The following is a 21,562-nucleotide window of genomic DNA, read 5'->3' on the forward strand; positions in this document are numbered from 1 at the left end:
GCATTAAATGTTCTTACTGCCTCTTCCACACTAATTTCTTCGTTCAATTTCACTAATAATACTTGATCTCGCTTATTATAATCGCTTTCATTTGTCCTAAGAGTCAAATCTTTTTCCACCATAACTTTTACACCCAATAAATTTTGCGGTTTATTTTTCTCTGTTGAAATTCTTTGTGTAGCCTTTAAACTGACAATTAGCTCATTGGGTACATACTCTATTTGAGAGTCATCTAATTGGCTCATAATCCTTTCTTTTTGGTTAGTATCTGCAGTTACTTGTTTAGTATGAGCCATGAACCCAAACATACTCACCCCAACAACCAATCCTAAATATATTTTCTTTTTAAACTTTTTCACCTACATCTCCTCCTAATAGTTTTATTTTAGAGTTAGCTCTATTACTTATTTACTAACTCAACAACAGATTATCATACACTTGTTAATGAAATCACAATATCTCATTAAAACACACCCTAAAATCATAACCGTTCCTATGCTCATTTTTTGGATTTTTTAATCACGTAACCAGAAAAATAAATCCCCTCTATTTCACGCAAATCAAAGAAGAACTAAGTAACTACCGTTTAAAGGTAGTTACTTAGTTCTTCTTTGATTATTATCTAACTTTATTATTCATTCCCCACCCTTTGCGCAGTGAGTCTTCGGTATCTTGTTTTATCTGACTGGTAGTTCTTATTATTTCTCCACGATCATCTAATTCTGGAACAATTGGATATTTTTCTCTGAACAAGTCTAGTTCTTTCACCACGTCATTAAACAAATCTTGCTTATCTTCTTGCGTAAGATTCTGTTTAATATACTCATCTAAAGCTTTTCTAAGCAATTCATCTCTTGTCATATTAGTCTCATACTTTTCTACTAAAACTCTGGAAGTCGCATTTAACAAAGTCGACAGTTTTAAAGGATGCTTGGTGGAATAAACCTTATCAAACTTTCTGATTGGTGCGCCAACTTTTTTTGTTCTTCCTCTACTCTGTCTTTCAACATTGGAGGAAGTTTTTATTTCTTGAACTTGGTGCACTTCTAATTGCTTATTTTCAGATGGTGTAATTGCTTGCTGCTTTTTCTTTGCTTCTGCTTCTTTTTTTATTTTGGCGAGTCCTTTGTTGTTCCCAAAAATATCAAGTCCTTTGATGTCAGCCAATTACTCCACCTCCGCATACCAATTCTCGTGTTCTTCCAATTCTTTCAAAATACTGATAAATAATTCGTGGCTTTTGCGATCCCATTGTTTTAAGAGACCTTTCTTTGTCTTCTCCATCGTAATACCTGATCCGTCGTATCGTTTTAAGCGCGCATTTTTGAGTACAACATTTTTAATCAAATGTTCCCCATAAATCTCTTGAGCTTGTTTATACATTTCCTGATCTACTGCGTCACCGCTTTCCAACATGAAAGGAATAACACCAGCAACATATAAATTTGTATCAAATTCTTTCACAAAAAAGTCCATATACTCAAGATATTGCATCGCATTTCTCATCGATTTTACTTGGGTCTGTAAGACGACGATTGCCCAGTCCGCAATGTACATCGCGGATTTACTATATACAGAAATAGAAGGTGGGACATCTAAATAGATGACGTCAAACTCATCAAATAATGGTTCTAGCTTTTCTTTCATATATTTGAATTGGGATAATGAATCATTATATTGGTCTTTGATCCAATCATCATACATTTCAAAGGACATGTCTGCTGGAAGTATATAGAGGTTATTGATTACTTTATAGACAGCCTCTTTAGGTGGAAGATTGTTTATCAACACGTCAGTCACAGTATTTTCGTAAACAATCGGTTCACCTTCTCCGCCCCCTTCTTCGTTAGTGAAGTTCATATGCGTTAAGTTCATCACATCAGAAGTATTTCCTTGCATATCCAAGTCAATTATCAAGGTTTTTTTTCCTTCATTAACTGCTGATTCAAACCCTAACATTTGCGCGCACGTACTTTTACCTACGCCACCTTTAAAATTACCGATTACATATTTCTTCGCTACCACGTTCCTACCTCTTTTCTTTTAGCAATATTCATTTGATACTATTATAACATATTTATTTTTAGTTACTACCAAAAAAAAGATATATATGTACTACCTTATAATTAATAAGTAAAAGGTAGTACATAAATAAGGAAAAGCTGAAATATATTGATTTATAGCTTTCCTCAAAGTAATGACGTTATTTAATTTATCGAGAAGCAGAGAATACTCGCGACTTTAGTCATGTAGACGAATCAGATTTTCGATAAAAAAGAAGCCGTCCTTCTTAAGAACGACAACAAATCACTAGATTAATTTTTTCAACTGTTCATAAAAGTTTTCATGCGTTCCACATAACAATACTGGAATAACCTTGTTTTCTATAATCTCGTAAGCTACTCTATATGTTGTGCCCGCATATTTGAACCCACTAGACCAAATACCTGATAAATCCCCAGTTTTTTGTTCACCCTTATATGGATCAATCGCAATTTCATCATAAATTAAATTCAAAAATTTTTCTTTCAATGGCTTCTCTTTTAGCTTTTTTAAATACTTAATGACATGTTTTGAAGGAACGATTTCATAAGCCAATTTCTGTTGCCAACTCCTCTTTAGTCATTACTTTAGAATTAGTAAGTGTATCTTCAGCAATATCTCTAAAGGAAGAATGCATTTTGTTTTTTCTATTCTTAAATTCTACAAGAATCTCATCTTTATCGTAGCCTTCTGCAATTATATCAGACAAAATATCTTCGCTAAAATCATAAAATTCTTTTTGTGGTTCAACAAATTCATAAAGAATACCATTCTCTACCAACTTTGCTTCAACTTCGACTCCATTAGGAACATTAAAATCTTTAGGTACTGTCAACATGATTGAATTGCCTTGTTTTCTTGTTTTTGTAATCATTTAAATCCCTCATTTCTAACAGTATGTAATTACTTAGTAAATACATTATACCACGAGATAATGTATTTACAAGTAATTACTGTGACTCGTAATGCGTCCTTGCTGAATAAATTTCAACCACGTGTTCATCTTCATCTACCTTATAAACAACCCGGTTCTGTTGCAAAGTTTTAAATAAAGAATAAAATCCCTTACGGTATCTATGATTTAAGCTGGGATTCCCAATAATACCTTGATTTCAGTACAGACCGAAAACCCGAAGAGAGTGCCTTCTTTTCGGGTTTTCTTATATAATCCTCGAATGGCTTCCATGCCTTTAATCGTGGTAGAGGCAGTGCGTAAACTTCGATAGAATTTATTGCGTTTCTTTACTGGACGATGGTCTTGTTCAATCAAATTATTCAGGTATTTAATGGTACGATGTTCTGTCCCTTGATAAAAGCCGTATTCTTTTAGTTTCTTAAAGGCACTTGTAATAGAGGGGGCTTTATCTGTGACTACAACCTTCGGTTCATCAAACTGCTTCACTAACCGCTTAAGAAAAGCATAGGCTGCTTGTGTGTCCCGTTTTTTACGTAACCAAATATCCAAGGTTAAACCATCTGCACCGATGGCTCGATACAAATAATACCATTTTCCTTTAATTTTGATGTACGTTTCATCCATTTTCCATGAATAAAAGGATTTTTTATTTTTCTTTTTCCAAATTTGATAGAGTAGTTTGCCATATTCTTGCACCCAACGATAAATCGTCGTATGAGAAACGTTAATGCCACGATCATATAAGATTTCTTGAACTTCACGATAGCTAAGGTTATAACGAAGATAGTAGCCCACGGCTACAATAATCACATCCTGCTGAAATTGCTTTCCTTTAAAAAGATTCATCGTCATTCCTCCTGCTATCTTTTTCTATTATTCTACCTTATTTGATAGTAGATTTAAAACTTTGCAACAGAACCGTTTCTTTAATTGCCGAGGATTCCGTACAGGTTTATTATAAATAAAATAAACCTCGCTCTGTTTAGATAGCTGCCTGGATATTTTTTCAATCGTCCCAAGATTTTCATTATCGCCCTTTTGCGGTGGTGTTGGCTTTTTACTTACATAAAAAATGACATGAGCTTTTTCCACTGCTCTATCGATCGATGATTGCACAATTTCCTCTTTACCTTCAATACCTGGTAAGTCAAGAATCACAAATTTCTTATCACCAATTAAAAAATGATAGTCCCCTACCTCTTGGGTAAAGTCGGAACGACCGTCTCCCACAATCGCTCCATCACTTAATTTTTCTAATTCTATAATCAGACCATCTTGTTGATTTTGCATAGAATTAATCTGATTCTCTATCAGCTTTATTTTATGCTCCTTTTGCTGTTTTAAATTAGTGATGTGTTTTAAAAGCTCGGAGTATTGCAAATTGTAATCTTTATTATTACTTTCAATTTTTAAATTGACTTCATTAATTGATTGTTGATAATTGTTAATACTTAACTGAATTCTATCTATTTCTTTTTTTGATTTTTCTATTTTATAACCCAAACTCTCAATTTCTTTTTGTTCATCCAAGCGATGAAACCAACTCTTAACCATACTCCACGTGCTCGTTAACATTTTATCGAGTATTGCTCTATTAAGTATATTTCTTTGAATCGAGAAGGTTACCAATTTTTCAGAAACCTCATCATCTTCAATAATGCACTGCTTGATTAACTCTTCATACTCTGCAACTTGGACGTTAGCTGTGTGTCTTTCTTGTTCAAATTGCTCTTTTATGTGATTAATTCTTACTTGAAATTTTGCTATCGAATTCTCCAATTCATTTTCCAAAGAGCAAATGCTCTCTCTCCATTCATCAACTTTCTGAATTAATCCTTCCAATTCCAATTCCTTATCTCGAAATATTTGATGCTCTTCTAACTTCTTTTTTTCTTTCAATAGGATACGAAGACTTTCAATTAGAGTCGATTTACCAGCATTAGTTTCGCCATAAAAAGCCACAGTAAACGTATCCCATTCAGAATTTTCCTCTAATGATTTTATATTTTCTATAACTTCATTTTTTACTCCATCTAATTTATTAATAGCATCCTGTCTATATTCATCAAATTTGCTATCTTCACCACTATTTGAAAGAGCATGTAACAAACTCTCAATTTCAGCTAATATTTCTCCATAGATAGCTTGAGGAAAATTTTTTTCAACCATACCGTCACTTACCAATCTCTTATAAATTTCAATCAAATCTATTCATATCAAAGTTGAATGCATAAACTCAAAGTATATTATATCACGCCCTTAATCTATTTTTGATATGTAAAAATAAATTAGCTATTCAAAAAGACCACCCATCAACTACGATAGATAGCCTTAATTTATTTATCTAATAATTCTGGATGATTCAATAAGAAGCTAATAATTGGACGACTTATTTTTTCAGCAAGATAAACTGGAACTGCATTGTTGCTCATTAAAAATAGCCACCACTTCGTCATTTTCTAAAACTCGATAAATAAATTTTTTCATTTTACTCCTCCTATTATGCCCAACTTAAATGACCTATTCACCAAGTCAATTATACTGCTAAAATCATATTAGGACAAATAAGTATACGCAAAAAAACAGACTACATTTGTCATGCAGTCTGTTTTCCAACTTTTTCTTTTTTTAGTGTTTTTCCCAGTGTTTTCAGAAAGATTGTTTTTCTATGCATATAAGAGAATCAATAAAACGGTTCATAGTTTCATGATTATTAACGATATAATCTGGGATTATATCACAATCAGTTTTAGTAGAATTTCTACGATTGACCCATACAGCTTTCCAACCAGCTTTTTTGGCACCAATAATGTCATTCACAAAGGAGTCTCCTACATAATAAGTAGTCTCTCTATTTAGCCTCATGGCCTTTTCAGCATATTGAAATATTTTCAAATCCGGTTTTGAAAAGCCGAGCTTTCCAGATACAAAGATGTTTGTGTCTGGTATCCATTTGTTTAGTCCTAACGCTTTTATCTTTTTCATTTGATGATCGGCAGGTCCATTAGTAATAATCCCTAACTGAATACCATTCTTTGAACAACTATTAAGTGCATCTTTCATTTCAGGTAATAATCGAATTCTTTCTTGATTCATTTGATAATCGATTTGAAAATTTCTTCCCTGCTCATCCGTAATCGCTACCCCAAAATGTTTGAAGGCATTGCGAATGCGATAAATTTGCATGTCGCTAAGGGATAGCAAGCCTTTGGTTGTCTTATCAAAAACTTGATCACTGTACCTCCGACTCAAAGAAAAGAGCTCTTCAATTAGAATATTCCTAAACGAAAAATTTTTCTCATACGCTTGTTTAAATGGAACTAACTGATCATACAGTGTGTCATCAACATCAAAAATGACTGTCGCCATTTTAAATTCCTCCTTAACTAAAAAACCGGAAGAAAACACTCATAGATTGTGTTTTCCCGGTTAGTTAACAAATTATAGTGAATTGTAGGTATCAATGATATTCTCAACAGTAAACCCGTAATTGGTTATTACTGTGTCTCCCGGTGCACTCGCACCAAACCGATCAACTGAAATTGATTTCCCATGTAGACCAACATAGCGTTCCCAACCAAAACTCGAACCCATTTCTATTGAAACTCGTTTTGTCAAAGAGCTTGGTAATACTGATTCCCGATACTCTTTAGATTGCTTTTCAAATAAATCAAAACTTGGAAGGGAAACAACTGAAACATCTCTTCCTTGTTTCAGTAATTCTTTTTGAGCTTTAATTGCTAGGCTTACTTCAGATCCTGTAGCAATCAATACACCATCTGGCGCTCCTTTAGAAGCATGCTTGGAAAGAACATAACCGCCTCTGGCTACCCCTTCTTCGGCCATCTTTAATGTTCCTTCAAGAACCGGTAAATTTTGTCTACTTAAAACTAATACCGTTGGTGTTTCCTGTGACCTCATAGCAACTTTCCAAGCAGCTACAGTTTCATTGCCATCAGCTGGTCTAATAACATGAACGTTAGGCATACATCTGAGGCTAGCTAATTGTTCAACAGGTTCATGGGTTGGTCCATCTTCTCCAACTGCTACAGAATCATGGGTTAACACATAGATTACTGGAGCATTTTGCAATGCACTCAGTCTTATCGCTGCTCTCAAATAATCGACAAACACGAAAAATGTACCACCATATACTCTTGTCCCGCCATGTAATTGAATCCCATTCATTGCTGCTGCCATAGCGAATTCCCTCACACCAAACCAAATATTTCTTCCACTAGGATTTTCAGGTGTAAACTCATCAGCACTGGCAATCATAGTATTGTTGGATGCTGATAGATCTGCTGAGCCTCCCCATAAATACGGGATCCCTTTTGCTAATTCCTGAATCGTTTCCTTACTTGTAACCCGACTCGCCGCACTTGTTCCTAACTCATATTTAGGAAGCGTATCATCCCAGCTTTCAGATAATCTACTTTCATGAGCAAACTGATAGTGTTTCGCTAAATCAGGATAACTTTTTCTGTACTCTGAAAAGAGAGCATCCCACTCTTTTTCCGCCTTTTTCCCCCTCGATAAGATATGGTGATCAAATTGTGCTCTCGTTTCTTTTGATACAACAAAACTGTTTCTTTCATCGACGCCATAGAATTTTTTAACATTTTTAGCATCTTCTTCTCCAAGAGGAGATCCATGAACTTTTGATGTCCCTTGCTTCGCTGAACCATATCCGATTATCGTTTTAACTTCAATTAATGTTGGTCACTCTACTTCAGATTTGCCTTTTTCAATGGCATGATAAATCATCTCAAGGTCATTCCCGTCTTCAACCAAAATATGCTGCCAACCATAGGCTTGAAATCTTTTTCCTACATTTTCTGTAAATGAATGATCTGTTGGACCATCTAGTGAGATATCATTTGAATCGTACAATACAATTAATTTCCCTAATTTCATGTGACCAGCCATAGAACATGCTTCTTGTGATACGCCTTCCATCAAATCGCCATCGCCACACAAAGCATACGTATAATGATCGACAATGGGGAAACCTTCTTTATTGTAGGTAGCGGCTAAATGTTTTTCAGCCATTGCCATTCCGACAGCCATCGCAATTCCTTGCCCCAGAGGTCCTGTGGTAGCTTCCACCCCATCTGTATGGTTCACTTCAGGGTGTCCAGGAGTTTTGGAGTCCCACTGACGAAACTGTTTCAAGTCATCCATAGAAACATTGTATCCTGCTAAATGCAATAAGCTATACAGCATTGCTGATCCATGGCCAGCAGAAAGCACGAATCGATCTCGATTTGTCCATTTTTTTGCTGTTGCTGGATTGATTTTCAAAAATCTGCTCCATAAAACATAGGCCATTGGGGCGGCACCCATAGGTAATCCTGGATGTCCTGAATTTGCTGCTTCAATAGCATCAATGCTTAAAGTTCTTATCGTGTTGATTGCTTCTATATCATGATTATTAAACATTTTTCCTCTTCCTTAGACAAGAATAGCTAATCATATGATTAGCCATTCTTGTTCATTCATTATTTTTTAAATGCTTCCCAATCTTTTAAGAAGGTGGCAATGCCTTTATCCGTAAGAGGATGTGACCAAAGACTAAGAAAAAGACTACTCGGGATAGTTGCAATGTGGGATCCTAAATGAGCTACCGATTCCACATGATGCAAATTTCTAATACTGGCCGAAATAATCTCAGTATCGAAGCCATAAAAATCGATTGCTTGTCTTAGCTTTGCAATCAGCTCGTATGCATCTGTGCCAATATCTTCAAGTCTGCCAATAAATGGACTGATGAAGGTTGCACCAGACTTCATCGCTAATAGTCCTTGAGAAAAAGTAAAAATCAGTGTCACATTTGTCTTAATACCTTTTTTTGACAAGACATTGACTGCTTTTAAGCCTTCTTCTGTCATAGGAATCTTCACAACGACATTATCCGCCCACTTTGCAAGTTCTCTTGCTTCAGTGATCATTTCTTCAGCTGTTAAACCGATTACTTCAGCGCTGACAGGACCAGTGACAATCGAACATATCTCTTTAATTACCTCTTCAAAGTCTCGACCTTCTTTAGAAATAATTGTCGGGTTCGTGGTAACACCATCAACTAAACCTAATGAATTAATTTTTTTAATCTCATCTACATTTGCAGTATCTAGAAAAAATTTCATCTTGCTCTCCTAGTTGCCTACCTATTTAGCATTATTTTTGATACGTGTTGTAACACCCTTCAAATTGTAACATTCTGCATAATCCCGAATTGGGCGTTTAATATGATCGACTACATAACGCTGACCATCAATATTGTGCATTTTAAGGTTTGCATACATTTTTTCGATTTCAGCTTTTACTTCGTCATCGTTGAAAGTATAGTGACCAGCAATATCTAAAATTTCTGCTTGGAGTTGTGCATCATTTTGATCCATGATTTGACTAACCGTCAATTCTTTTTGTTCGCCAACCATCCATTTTCTCCAACGCTCACTCTTAATGGCATGTTCAAGCAATACATCACGCGTATTAGAAGCATCTTTAACCAACCCATATTCCACTAACTTTGCTTCGACAGCAGCAAGATTTAAATAAGCACGTGTTTCTTCGGTGCCGTACTGTGGCGCCACATTAGTCGCAGTGATGGATGAAGGAATGTGTTCTAATAAAGTGACATCATCTAAATAATCTCCATTATGTTCTTTCAAACCTACCCCGTATCTTTTAGCCATTTGAGCTAAATCATAAGCATTTTTGAAATTGAAAGTACCTACTTGTTCTGTCTTACGCGTCAATGTTCCCGTTTGTCCAACAATAAAAGTTGGCATTGGTAAGTCCCGTTTTTCTAACTCTTCTTTCAATTTTAAAATAAATGTTTCATAGGTTTCAGTGGATGTTAACCCACCATTTGTTTCCTCTGTCCCTACTTCATAACCAATTTCTGGTAACTTACGGGCTTTACGTTCCTTTTCACAGAAGTCAATCAAATCAACTGTACGTTCGAGTACCGTGTCTAATGGGATTACTTTACCGACTTCAAAGGGATCTTTTGTAGGATCAATCATTAGCAGATCAAAACCAGCTTCTATATCTGCTACATAAGATTTCTTACCTAGTTCCATCGCTTTTTCAGTTGGTAGATGATCATTACGCTCTTTGTCACGTTGCCAAGGTCCGCCATGATCTCGACATAAGTAATAAAGATTGTCATATCCGATGTCTTCGGCTACTTCTTCAACAGCTTTCGCAAAAGTAAATTGATTCCAGCCATTTACATATCCGCCCCCTAGCTCATCAGCATCTACTTGATTACGACTAGCAATAAACATGACAGGATAATCGTCTTCTTTAGATAACTCAAGGGTGGCTTGGACACAATTTTTTGACATTGGTCCAATCCCAAGCAATGTAGCGCTCTCACCAGTTGCTTGCAAATCTAATAACCCTTCTACGACTGTTTTGATCGGTAACTTTTCCATTTCAGTTACATCTCCATTTCTACTGTTAAATTGTTTGTCTACCTTTTACAAGTAAAGTATAGAATCTATTATTCTTTCTGAATATTACATTTTTCTGCAACAAGTGAATGCATGAATCCTCCGACTTGTTGCAGTTTCTCCAAAAGAGGTGTTGTTGAATTCCCAGCACGCATTATTTATGATTATTATGGATACTGAAAGATCTTTAAATTATGAGTGACAAAAAGAACGCTTGAGCATCGAATCTTTAAATAAGGGAACGAAAAATCAGCGGAGAGTTCATTCACACTATATAGTGGCGCTTGTCTGCCTTTGTGAGGTCTTCTGCATTTTTTATGAAAAGGAGCTATTGAGCTGTATTAAAAAGTCAGTGTTTAAATGTTTAGACCCATTTCTCAAAAAAAGAGATGGGGACAGAAGTGTTAACCTTCGAGAAATAAGGAGGAATACAAGGAAATTACTTTTCAAATTTTGAGTATTTCGACTTATTTCTCGGGGTTGCTTTTCCCGCCGTTTAGACGTGTTTAGAGCGTGGGACAAAAGTGTTTTTTGCTTTTGTCCCACGCTCTCGCTAGTTATTTTTATTTTGTTATTTCTATTTTGCTACTTCTACTTGTTCTGTGTTCTCTTCTTTTTTCTTTCTTTTTTCATCAACTAAGCTTGGTTTTGTAAAATGAAGGATACCCGCTGAAATAGCTGCTCCGACAATGATGGAAAGAGCGTACCACAATTTACCATTCACAACCGGTAAGATAATAAATCCTCCGTGAGGCACTAATGCTTCTACTCCTGTTGCCATCCCCATTGCACCACCTACAGCACTTCCGATAATAATTGCTGGCAGAACTCGTTTGATATCTTTTGCCGCAAACGGAATTGCACCTTCTGTAATACCAATTAATGACATAAAGAATGCTGAAATTCCTAAATCTTTATCTTCAGCAGTATATTTTTTCTGGTCAATAAATGTCGAAATTGCCATAGCCAATGGTGGGATTGCACAGGCAATACGGTGGGCACCATTTGGTCCATACACACCTTCAGCCATCAATGCTAATGTAAAGGCAGTCGCTGTCTTGTTAATTGGTCCCCCCATATCAACTGCTGTCATTGCACCTAGAATCAATCCTAAAATAAGAGCACTACCACCCTGCATTTGACCAAGAACTTTAACCAACCAATCCATTGCTAAACCAATTGGTACAGAAATTACATAAATATAGAACATTCCAAGTACAAAAGTCGTAACTACTGGTACGATCAAGATAGGCATGATCGTTTTGATGGTAGACGGAACTTTCCAAGTTTTGCACCAGCGAACAAAATAACCTGCAGCAACACCCATAATCATGGCTCCAAGAAAACCGGTCTTGACTTGACCTTCACCGATTGGATTATTTGCTACAAACCCTAAAATCATTCCCGGAACTAGACCAGGTTTCCCTGCTAATGAATTTGCAATATACCCAGAAAGTAAAGGAATCATCATCGCAAAACCTGCAGCACCTAAATCATTTAAGTTTTGCATAAAAGGATTAGCGATCTCCATTCCGGCATCAGTTGCTTTCCCGGTAGCTAAAGCGACTGCCAGAAAGATCCCCCCGACAACAACTGATGGCAACATAAAAGAAACCCCTGTATTAAAGGCTTTTTGTAAGTCTTTAAAAATTTTATTCTCTTTTTTCATTTTTTTGAGTCTCCTTCTTTATAATTTTTCTGCTTCATCAATATATTTGGCAGGGTATTTGATCATATTACCAGGCTCTACGTTTAAGGTTTTCCCCATCTCTATTTTTTCTTCAAAACGTTCGCTATCCTCTACATCGATAGCAACTGCTAAAATTAAGACGTCTGCTTGATCAATGTCTTCTTGTTCTAGCTGATTTTCAATTCCCATGCTACCTTGAGTTTCGACTTGGACTTCATGTCCGCGTTTTCGGCATTCTTTTTCGATCGCTTCTTGTGCCATATACGTATGAGCGATCCCTGTTGGACATGCTGTAACTGCTACTATTTTCATTCTAAATTCCTCCTTAAATTTCAATTGAACTCAACTGTTCATATATTTTATTTTTATCTGTTTCACTCAATAACTTATCTCTAAAATCATCATCTAGTAATTTCTTGCTTAATTGCGAGATAAATTTTAGATGCATCTTGCCTTCGCTGTTTTGTGGAACACCAATCAAAAAGACGAGGCGAACCATTTCTTCATTTTCTTTTGTCCATTGAAAAGCTTTATTTACTCGTAAAAAGGCGATGAATGGATGCAATACAGCTTCGGTTTTCCCATGGGGAATCGCGATGTCATACCCGATCGCAGTCGGAACTTCAGACTCACGTTTTCTTACTGCTTGATACAGTTCATCTGCATCTTCGACATAGCCAACAAATTCAGCTGCCTCGACGATATGTCGGATCACTTCATCTTGATCAGCTAAATCACTATTTAATAAAATCAAATCCGGAGTAATAACTCCTTTATCACTTTTCTGAACATTTTCCACTTTAATCACTTCCAATTCTTCTATATAACATTTCATTTGTCGTTGAATCCCGCAATTGCTTTAAGTGCTCATTGTTATCAATGATGTTATAGATATCTGACAAAATATTCCGTGTCTGAAAGGTATCCTGTTTCGCAATACAAATTAAAAAAATCAAATCGACATAATATTTATTCCATTTAAATTTCTTTTTGTTTTTGACTACAACAATGATCGTTTTATTGACGTATGTCGAATTCCCGTGAGGGACAGCGGTGCCAGAAGGTAAATCAGTACCGCCCAACTCTTCACGCTCTAGGACTGTTTGTCTAAATGATGGGCTTACGTAATTCCTCTGTATCAGTCTTTCACCGACTTGATCGATCAGCTCTTCTTTAGAAGAAAAGTTGGTATTCACATAAATAAGATCTTTCGTAACAAATTTCATCAGATGATGCGCTCGCACAAATTCTAGAACCTTATTCTCAGACGCTGGAAGCGAGTTTGAATACTTAATTCGTTCTATATCTTCTTTCGTTAAAAATGGTGAAACCAAAATAACTTCCTTTTTAGGAATATCTATCTTAATGGTTGAGATAATCATGTCATAGTCTTCAAGAGTCATCTGTTCCAATTCCGACACAGAGGCTACTTCAAATGAGTCAAATGATGGTAAAACATTTTTGATTCGATTTATCAGCAGTTCCGAAGTTGCAATCCCCATTTGACAAACAATCAAGATTTTTCGATTTAATCGTGCGCGTTCGATTGCAGCTTGGAAATACATTGTCAAAAAGGCAATTTCATCCTCATTAAAACTAAGCCCTAATTCCCGTTCATATTCACTTAGTACCACCCAAATAACATTGAAGGTTAAAGAGAATTCGTTTTTTATTTGTAAGGTAAATGGGTTCTCCGTTTTGTTGTTCGTCCTTAAACGATAAATCATTGGGGGAATATGATTTTTTAACTGTTCCTCCAACTTTTGATCACTGGCAAAGTTGATATTCAGTGCAGCCGAAACTCTCGAAAGTAATAGTTCAACAATCACACTATCTATTTCTTCCTCTGGCAAAGGTTCAAATCGATTAGAGATCAGTTGCAATGATAAGTATTGAACATCTTCGTTCGTATAAGAAAACCCCAAACGTAAAGCTGATTTATGCAACAAACGAACAGCACTTTCCTCAAAGAAAACTGTTGCCACATTGGCCTCAGATTTTTTTATTTCCTCGATGTGATGACCTTTGAAAACCCGAAAAACTAGAATAATAAAAATGTTCAAGATGTTTTGCACATAATAGTCAGAAATAGCGTTTACATTTTCTCGAATATAGGTATACAAAATATTCGAACAAGCACTGATCAAATTTTCGCCATAGTATGGACTTAATAATTTAATTTTTTCGGCAAAATCCTCATCGTATAGTTCTGAATTATTAAGTAAATAGCGATTAAACTGCAGCAATGCTTTTTGAACGTCTTCCTCTGTCCCCAATAATGACGTGCCATGAACATCGCTGCACAGCTTGATACTTGATCCAACATTCAATATTTTCATAATGAATTCAAAATCTTTAATAATTGAAGTTTTACTCACCATAAATCTTTCCGATAAATTGTTGAAGCTAACCACCTTTTCATCGAATAACAAGGTACTCATGATCTCAATTCTTCGGTTGAATGTATTGTAAAGATCACTTTCCTCTTTCTTATTCTCGATTCCCTCAACTTCCTTGAAACGTTTTAGCGCAATACCAACTCCGCGCTTTTTCTCAAGATATTCTCCCGAGCTCTGGAGATATTCTTCAATGATCCCTAATTCGCTGTGCGTCGTTCTTTTTGAAACACCCAATTTGCTTGCAAAATAATCGACTGTTTTAAAGGCACTTTGTCGCACTAATAACTCTAATAATTTTTTTTGTCTTTTTGTAAGCATGATGATAACCACTTCCTAACTATCCAAAATAAAGGCCTTAATCTTTTGATAGCGTTATCAGGATCGTAACCTTATTATAGATGTGCTTTAGAAAAAAGCATATTACAATTCATTGCAACAAGTCGATACAATATCTCACTTACTTGTTGCAGAAAAAGGCACTTAAATAAATGTAAGTATTCCTTTAAATTCTCGAAAATAATATCAATCACATTGGAATGGCAACAGTTTTTTTGACAAATTTTATAAGGTGCAGAACTTCTTTCCGTATGCTATTCCGATTGTCCTTGACAATGAGCCTCCTCGGATGTGACGATCTTCGGCAGGAGCTAACAGTTAAAGTTAGACTGCCTCGCTAGCGTTAGCACATCCGAGCTCATTATCAAGGATTCGCTGCGCCAATCTCTGGTTACGGTAACCAACCGGTGTCTCGTAGCCAAGTGTACCGTGCAACCGAAGGTGGTTCCACCAATTGACATAGTCAAATAACTCCAAATCCAATTGTTGTAAGGTTTCAAATGTGTATTGATAGACAAATTCTACTTTCAACGACTTATAAGTTGATTCAGCTACGGCATTATCAAAAGGACAGCCTTTATGACTCAATGATCGATTGATGTCAAAAGTTGTTAATAATTCATCAATAGCTTGGTTATCAAACTCTTTTCCACGATCAGTATGAAAAATCTCAACCTCTGTCAGAGGTTGTTTGATACGGCTAAATGCTTTTTTACTAGAACGGCATCTTTATGTTCTCCACAAGAATAGCCGAGAATTTCTCGATTGAACAGATCCAAAATGAAACAGACATAATTCCATTTTTTCCCGACTCGTACATAAGTCAAGTCTGTTACGATCGCTTCTAATGGGTTGTCTCTTAAGAATTTACGATTCAATACGTTTGTCGTTTTGGCTTCATTGCAAGTAGAATGATGTACTTTAAAATAAGCAACAGTATAGCTCGATTTTAATCCTCTATTTTTCATGATTCTACTAATTTTTCGTCGGCTGATCTGAATGCCTCGTTTTGATAAGGCTTTTTTTATTTTTCTTAAGCCGTAGGCCTTTCGGCTGCGGATAAATTCTTCAGCGACTACTTCTTCAAGTTCTGATTCGTCTTTCTTTGGTTTTGATTGATAATAATAGGACTGACGTGATAGACCTAATATTCTGCACATCGCTGATATAGGGTAAAGATGCTTATTCGCATCGATTACTTGTCTCTTCGTCCGAATATCAGCGCTGCTTGCTTTAAAATATCATTTTCCATTTCTAATTGCTGGTTTCTTTTACATAGTTCTAACAATTCTTTTTGTTCAGGCGTAAGATTATCTTTTTCTTTGAATGAACCACTCGTTTTAGATTGCTTTACCCATTTGTCAAATGCTGAAGCCGTTAGTTCATATTCTCGAATGATTTCTACACGTGGCTTTCCAGCTAAGTAAAGATTGACGATTTGTTGCTTGAATTCTTGTGAAAAAGTTCTTCGTGTTCTCTTAGACATAAAAATTCCTCCTGGTATGTTTTCTTCTAGTCTACACACCTTAATTTTTCTGTCTAGTTAATTGTAGCCTATCCATGTACCAACATAATATTTAAGAAGTTTCCCATAGATATATTGGACTTCCTCTTTTAAAACACAAAAATAAATACTACCTTATTTAGGTAGTATTTATTAAAAGTTACGTCAATTTTGATTAAAAATATACTACTTGAACCTCTCATGAGTAAAGTCACGAAATTTTTGGGAATAGAGCGTACTTGATATCTTATTTTTTCACTAATAGCAGTGTCTCTTATTCACCAAGCGATCCCCGTAGTTCCTACGGTTCTTAATTTTTCTCTAGACTAATGATTGTATCTTTAGACCTTCGGCCATAACATGGAGCAAAATAAAAAGGTACTAAGTCTTATATATCAATCTTCGAGTAACCGACGGTTAACAACCATATCGAGCGGCATTAATCACCCACCTGTAGAGGATGAGCGACTTTTGCCTAATTATTGTTAAAAGCCTAGTTTCATTTGTTTAGATTGGAAAATACGTCCTACAAGTATCTCTTTTTTTTCATGGTCGATCCGATAAAATAAGGCATAGCTTTTGCCGATCACGATCCGATATGTTGGGATATCCATTCCATAGATTTCGGAAACTTCCTCATGCATAGTTGGAAAATTTTTGGTTAGTTCTAAAGCCTTCTGGATCGCACCTACAAATCTTTTTATGCTGGCTGGAGAAAGAGCAAGCTCATTTTCCCATTCTTCTATTATCGTTTCAAGGCTGGTCTGGAAACTTTTAGAATAAACTAGCGTGTACTCTTTCATCTATTCACTCCAGCCGTATTTTCCGAAAGCTTTTACCATTTCAATTTCTGAAACTGTTAAACCTTTCTCAAAGTCTTGGAAACTTTCTTCAATCAATTTGCGATCGTGTTCTTTTGCTATTTGAGTAGTATCTAATATGAATAAGTTGCCTTCTTGTTTGGCTTGGATAGTGTCTCCGCTTTTTAATCCAAGAGAGCTTGGAAGGATCACTCCCACGCTATTGCCGATCTTTCTAACCTTTAGTTCTTTTCCCATGTTATCACACTCCTTTTAGTTTTTGATGAATAAATTATAACATGTTATAACAACAATTGCCAACGGTGTTTCTTAAGGGATTCCACTCCATATTATTATTGGACAAAATAAGCCACTTAGAACGCTGAAAACATATACAAACGATATCAAAATACGAGTGAACTACTCACCATACACTTCCGTTAACATCCATTTAAGTAGGTATTTTTATTATATATAGATTTAACATATGTCGGTCGGTTGATTGATATAGCTAAAGTTATAACTCAACCGAAGCCGATTCATCTACACGAATAAAGTTGCGAGTGTTCTCGGCTAATTCATAAAAATTGTTATGTGTTCCATATAGCAATACTGGAATAACTTTATTTTCTTGAATCTCATAAGCAACTCTATACACGGTGACCGCATACTTAAATCCATTAGACCAATTACCTGATAAACCTCCAGTTTTTTGCTCTTACTTAAATGGATCAATGGCAATTTCATCACAAACCTATAGAGGATGAGTGACTTCTGCCTAATTACGTTAAAAAATATTGAAAGTAACTCTATGTAGCAAAAAATATCTAGAATTTCATTTCCTCAAAACTGATCGATATTGTATCTAAAAATATATACTACCTAAAATAGGTAGTATATATTAAAATATGTGCTTTTGTTAGAAAAATCAATACATAAATTATCATATCTGTATATGTCATTTAGGTATTTCAGTTATGTTATAATAGTTTTGCTGTCTGCTACCCCGGCCTAATCTGGCAAGGGGAGGAGGAGATATAATGAAATACCTTTTTGATTTTGTTTTTGCAATCAAGCCATTTGCAGAGGTAACTGCACACTACATCTGCAAGTGGCTTGATTGCAAAATTGCCAAAAAAGACAGTAAGCCTACCCGTTAATTCTATAATATAGAAACGTAAAAAAAACCCCATCAGCCTGCACGCTGATGGGGTTTGGTGATATAATGAAATACCTCTTTGTTACTCATAATTATACCATAATTAGTCACGAATGCAACCAATAGAAAAAACTACTTAGAACGGTAGATCATCGCTAATAACAATGCATTGTCCACCAAATGGATTTTGTGAAGCATTAAATACATTGTTATTAATTGTCGCTGCTTTTAACTAGGCCTCTCCCCTTCTATTATAAAAGAAGATATATATCATTTCTTAATTACCTACTACCTTAAACCAAAATTTAAATACTACCTAATTTAAGTAGTACTTAAATAATCTAAAAAATAGTTATCCCAATTGTTATGCTTTTATAATACGATTATTTGTAACAAAATGAATATTATATAATTAAACACTACCATATTTAGGTAGTGTTTAATTATTAGCAAAACAAAAAATATTTATTCTATTCTCTTAACTTCAACTAAGTTATGCTGCACACCTTTATATAAATCATATGCAACTCATTAGCTAGACAAACTACAAGCATGTAGTTTTATCTGTTAATTATGTACTACCTAAATAAAGTAGTTTATAATTAACAAGTATATATATTTAAAAATTTAAGATTAATTTTTTTATGACTTGTACAAATTTATCTGATATTCTCTTATTAAGAACTACCTAATTTGGGTAGTTCTTATTTTTTACATTTTAAGTAGTATTTAATTGCAATTTGGTAGTATTTTTTTATTATCTTATTCCTAGAACGGTAGTACTTAATATAAATATAGGTAGTATCTAATTTAAGTATTAATGGTAGTATCTAATTTAACAGGTAGTATGTAACTACTTTAAAGTAATTTTTTTCAGATTAACACAGTAGTATCTTATTAAATAAGTTAATTTTAATGGTAGTACATAATTATTATATATATCTGACATTGGTAGTACTTATTGTATTTTTTAGTAGTATATAATCTATTGTTTTCTAGCCTAAAGCCTTGTCTTATAAGAATAATATAATATATACTACTGAAATAAGGTAGTATATATTACTAGTAATGGTAGTATGTTTTATATGCATAAGGTAGTTCTTAATTTATTTTTTGTTTTGACACTGGTAGTACTTAATTATCTTTAATTTTAAAACTAAATTTTATTCATACGTTCTTCTGGTAGTATTTAATTATAAATAATATTTATTTAAAGTAGTTCTTAATGACTTTAAAGGTAGTACATAATTCATTTTATTTCTGATTTTAGGTAGTATTTAATTAAAAAACAGTTTTAATGCGTTTGCATTTTTTATTTATCTTTGCTATTTTCGAAAAGAGTAGGTAATTTTACATAAATAAAACAACGTGAAAGTAGAGGATCTACAATGACTGATTTTAATTTTTTTAAGGCGGATAGAGTTTACAACGAATTATTTTATCAATTTCCAAAAGTCTTTATTGTTTCTGACGAATACAAAAAAATGAAAGATTCAACTAAGATTGCCTATATGCTTTTAAAAGCAAGATTAGAGATCGCAATCAGCAAACGGCAAATCGATGAAGAAGGTAATGTTTATTTTACTTATACGACAAATGAACTATGTAGCGTATTAAACTGCCAAAAACAAAAAGCGATAGCAATCAAAAAAGAGTTGGAATCCTTTGGTTTATTATTACAAAAGCAGATGGGATTTAACAAACAGTTAGGGAAAAATAATCCTAATAGACTATATCTAGCAGAATTAAAAGTCTCAGAAAATGATATCTACTTACTCGAAAAATTTGATAGAGAGAATAGGGAAAACGTTGATAAATCAGAGGGTATGAAAATCATACCCACCCTCGACGAAAAATCAGACGCTGAATCCCTTGGGGCTCAAGAGGGTATGAAAATCATACCGTGCCAAAACGTTGATAAATCAGAGGGTATGAAAATCATACCAGAACTTAATAATAATATATTAGACACTAATAGACACAATATAGACACTGAAAAAGACCGCCTACAAGATCAATTGTTGTTAGACAATTTTGAGACAATTATGACAAACGACAGCATTGCTACGTTTGTCCCTGAACGAGTATTAAATTTGATAAAAACATTTTCTTCAAGTTACAGTGAAGCTCAAAAAACCGTCCAGACTATTCATAATGCAAAGAAAAAAGCTGAAATAGAAAGTGGTATTTCGATAGTTTTTGAAGAACTCGATAGTTATTATGTCAATGCAGAACAAGAATTATACACGACACTGTTAAAAGCCTATCAAAAATTAAAAACCGAAAAAGTCGAAAATATCCAGAACCTGATTTTTGTCTATGTAAAAAATTGGTTTATCGAAAAACCAATAGCTGCTAAAGTATCAAGTGAAAAACGTTTGAATTATGAAAGCTCCCCAAGCACTATTACGAAAGACTGGTTAGAGTGAAACTTTACTGACAAAGTGATTGTTGCTTCATGGAGTAACATTAAAATTAAAAATTTTTTATTATTCTAATTATATTACGAATATTACAAAATAATAGCTATTTTAATAGAATTTATAAGTTAAAATATTATGATAAAAATCACAAACGTAGCCTTTTACGTCATAAGTGTTAAAAGAAATAATTAATTTCAAATATAGAAAAGGGAACGTATGTTTGCATACTCCTTTTTTTTGAGTTATAATAATACGCGAAGAGAGATAATTTCATTATTTAAACAAGCTAAAAATCTTGATATTACTTCTTTTCAGGCAATACGAATATTATTCGCTTACATTTTTTGTATAAATTTAATTGTCTGCTATGCTTGTGATGAATTGATTTTCGTTCTGCACTTTTGGATGATAAATTTGGACAATTGAAAATACAAAAAAAAGAAAGGCGGTATGAACTCGGAAGGCTGGTAACCTTCGTCAGCGTTCATACACGGCATTAAGATTTGGCCCTTAATGCGTTAACCTTTCAGTGTTACGGTATTACCCGCAATGGATTTAGTATAACAGATATTCAAAAGTGATACCACTTTTTTTGGCTGTGTTAAGGTTAAAAATACGTGATATTACGATGAATCTATGCCTAAGCATAATGTTATAAAAATGTCCGTGTGGCTCTTTTCCGTATGACGAACGCTGAAATTAGAGGGAACGCATGTTTGGATGCGTTCCCTCTTTTTTGTTTGTCATGAACGAAAATCAATTCTCTATTTTTGAAAAATAACAAGAAAAACTTGTTAAAAATATTTAAAGAAATTGGGTGGTTTATTTT

17 protein-coding genes and 5 pseudogenes are annotated in these 21,562 nt (G+C 34.5%); 1 reads left to right on the forward strand and 21 read right to left on the reverse strand.

Going from position 1 to position 21,562, the window contains the following annotated elements:
* Positions 1–29: 29 nt before the first annotated feature.
* From PYW34_RS13130 to PYW34_RS13025, 21 genes and pseudogenes are all read right to left on the reverse strand, one after another.
* Positions 30–308, reverse strand: a pseudogene (locus PYW34_RS13130) (thermophilic serine proteinase); the annotation flags it as partial.
* A 310-nt stretch (positions 309–618) separates the two neighbouring features.
* The gene (locus PYW34_RS12930) at positions 619–1,167 is read right to left on the reverse strand and encodes a hypothetical protein (RefSeq protein ID WP_002292681.1); all 549 of its coding nucleotides are present in this window, start codon (positions 1,165–1,167) and stop codon (positions 619–621) included.
* The gene (locus PYW34_RS12935; RefSeq protein WP_002334620.1) at positions 1,168–2,025 is read right to left on the reverse strand and encodes a ParA family protein; all 858 of its coding nucleotides are present in this window, start codon (positions 2,023–2,025) and stop codon (positions 1,168–1,170) included. It lies immediately after the preceding gene.
* A gap of 285 nt (positions 2,026–2,310) precedes the next feature.
* Positions 2,311–2,598: a type II toxin-antitoxin system RelE/ParE family toxin gene (locus PYW34_RS12940; protein WP_002300557.1), complete on the reverse strand. Its 288-nt coding sequence runs from the start codon at positions 2,596–2,598 to the stop codon at positions 2,311–2,313.
* Complete coding sequence (locus tag PYW34_RS12945) at positions 2,588–2,917, reverse strand: AbrB/MazE/SpoVT family DNA-binding domain-containing protein (RefSeq protein WP_002292678.1); 330 nt, start codon at positions 2,915–2,917, stop codon at positions 2,588–2,590. Before PYW34_RS12945 ends, PYW34_RS12940 begins: the two co-directional genes overlap by 11 nt.
* A gap of 76 nt (positions 2,918–2,993) precedes the next feature.
* Positions 2,994–3,080: pseudogene (locus tag PYW34_RS12950) on the reverse strand (Txe/YoeB family addiction module toxin); the annotation flags it as partial.
* 44 nt (positions 3,081–3,124) lie between these two features.
* Positions 3,125–3,805 (reverse strand): IS6-like element IS1216 family transposase, encoded by a 681-nt coding sequence (locus tag PYW34_RS12955; RefSeq protein ID WP_172459282.1) that lies wholly within the window; start codon positions 3,803–3,805, stop codon positions 3,125–3,127.
* A 27-nt stretch (positions 3,806–3,832) separates the two neighbouring features.
* Entirely contained in the window at positions 3,833–5,128 is a 1,296-nt protein-coding gene (locus PYW34_RS12960) for a hypothetical protein (RefSeq protein ID WP_002334618.1), read from the reverse strand.
* Between the two features lie 480 nt (positions 5,129–5,608).
* Positions 5,609–6,328: an HAD family hydrolase gene (locus PYW34_RS12965; RefSeq protein WP_002334615.1), complete on the reverse strand. Its 720-nt coding sequence runs from the start codon at positions 6,326–6,328 to the stop codon at positions 5,609–5,611.
* Positions 6,329–6,400: 72 nt separating this feature from the next.
* Positions 6,401–8,401: pseudogene (gene tkt, locus PYW34_RS12970) on the reverse strand (transketolase).
* Between the two features lie 59 nt (positions 8,402–8,460).
* Positions 8,461–9,105: a fructose-6-phosphate aldolase gene (gene fsa, locus PYW34_RS12975; RefSeq protein WP_002334612.1), complete on the reverse strand. Its 645-nt coding sequence runs from the start codon at positions 9,103–9,105 to the stop codon at positions 8,461–8,463.
* Positions 9,106–9,126: 21 nt separating this feature from the next.
* Positions 9,127–10,404 carry a class II D-tagatose-bisphosphate aldolase non-catalytic subunit gene (locus PYW34_RS12980; RefSeq protein ID WP_002334611.1) on the reverse strand — a complete coding sequence of 426 codons (1,278 nt, stop codon included), beginning with the start codon at positions 10,402–10,404 and terminating at the stop codon, positions 9,127–9,129.
* 595 nt (positions 10,405–10,999) lie between these two features.
* Positions 11,000–12,091, reverse strand: coding sequence for a PTS fructose transporter subunit IIC (locus PYW34_RS12985; RefSeq protein ID WP_002334610.1), 1,092 nt, complete (start codon positions 12,089–12,091; stop codon positions 11,000–11,002).
* A gap of 18 nt (positions 12,092–12,109) precedes the next feature.
* On the reverse strand, positions 12,110–12,424 hold the full coding sequence (locus PYW34_RS12990; protein ID WP_002334609.1) for a PTS fructose transporter subunit IIB: 315 nt from the start codon (positions 12,422–12,424) through the stop codon (positions 12,110–12,112).
* Positions 12,425–12,437: 13 nt separating this feature from the next.
* Entirely contained in the window at positions 12,438–12,947 is a 510-nt protein-coding gene (locus PYW34_RS12995) for a PTS sugar transporter subunit IIA (RefSeq protein WP_002334608.1), read from the reverse strand.
* Positions 12,913–14,829 (reverse strand): BglG family transcription antiterminator, encoded by a 1,917-nt coding sequence (locus PYW34_RS13000; RefSeq protein WP_016925861.1) that lies wholly within the window; start codon positions 14,827–14,829, stop codon positions 12,913–12,915. Before PYW34_RS13000 ends, PYW34_RS12995 begins: the two co-directional genes overlap by 35 nt.
* A 342-nt stretch (positions 14,830–15,171) precedes the next feature.
* A pseudogene (locus PYW34_RS13005) lies at positions 15,172–16,333 on the reverse strand (IS3 family transposase).
* Positions 16,334–16,836: 503 nt separating this feature from the next.
* Positions 16,837–17,154: a type II toxin-antitoxin system RelE/ParE family toxin gene (locus PYW34_RS13010; protein WP_002290394.1), complete on the reverse strand. Its 318-nt coding sequence runs from the start codon at positions 17,152–17,154 to the stop codon at positions 16,837–16,839.
* A complete protein-coding gene (locus tag PYW34_RS13015; RefSeq protein WP_002290397.1) occupies positions 17,155–17,409 on the reverse strand; it encodes an AbrB/MazE/SpoVT family DNA-binding domain-containing protein in 255 nt (84 codons plus the stop codon). It lies immediately after the preceding gene.
* 259 nt (positions 17,410–17,668) lie between these two features.
* Positions 17,669–17,809, reverse strand: coding sequence for a hypothetical protein (locus PYW34_RS13135; RefSeq protein WP_002290398.1), 141 nt, complete (start codon positions 17,807–17,809; stop codon positions 17,669–17,671).
* A 637-nt stretch (positions 17,810–18,446) separates the two neighbouring features.
* Positions 18,447–18,533: pseudogene (locus PYW34_RS13025) on the reverse strand (single-stranded DNA-binding protein); the annotation flags it as partial.
* A gap of 1,165 nt (positions 18,534–19,698) precedes the next feature.
* Between PYW34_RS13025 and PYW34_RS13030 the strand changes: the two are divergent.
* The gene (locus PYW34_RS13030; RefSeq protein WP_002295675.1) at positions 19,699–20,739 is read left to right on the forward strand and encodes a replication initiator protein A; all 1,041 of its coding nucleotides are present in this window, start codon (positions 19,699–19,701) and stop codon (positions 20,737–20,739) included.
* Positions 20,740–21,562: the final 823 nt, after the last annotated feature.

Source organism: Enterococcus faecium (genome assembly GCF_029023785.1).
Taxonomy (GTDB): Bacteria; Bacillota; Bacilli; order Lactobacillales; family Enterococcaceae; genus Enterococcus_B; species Enterococcus_B faecium.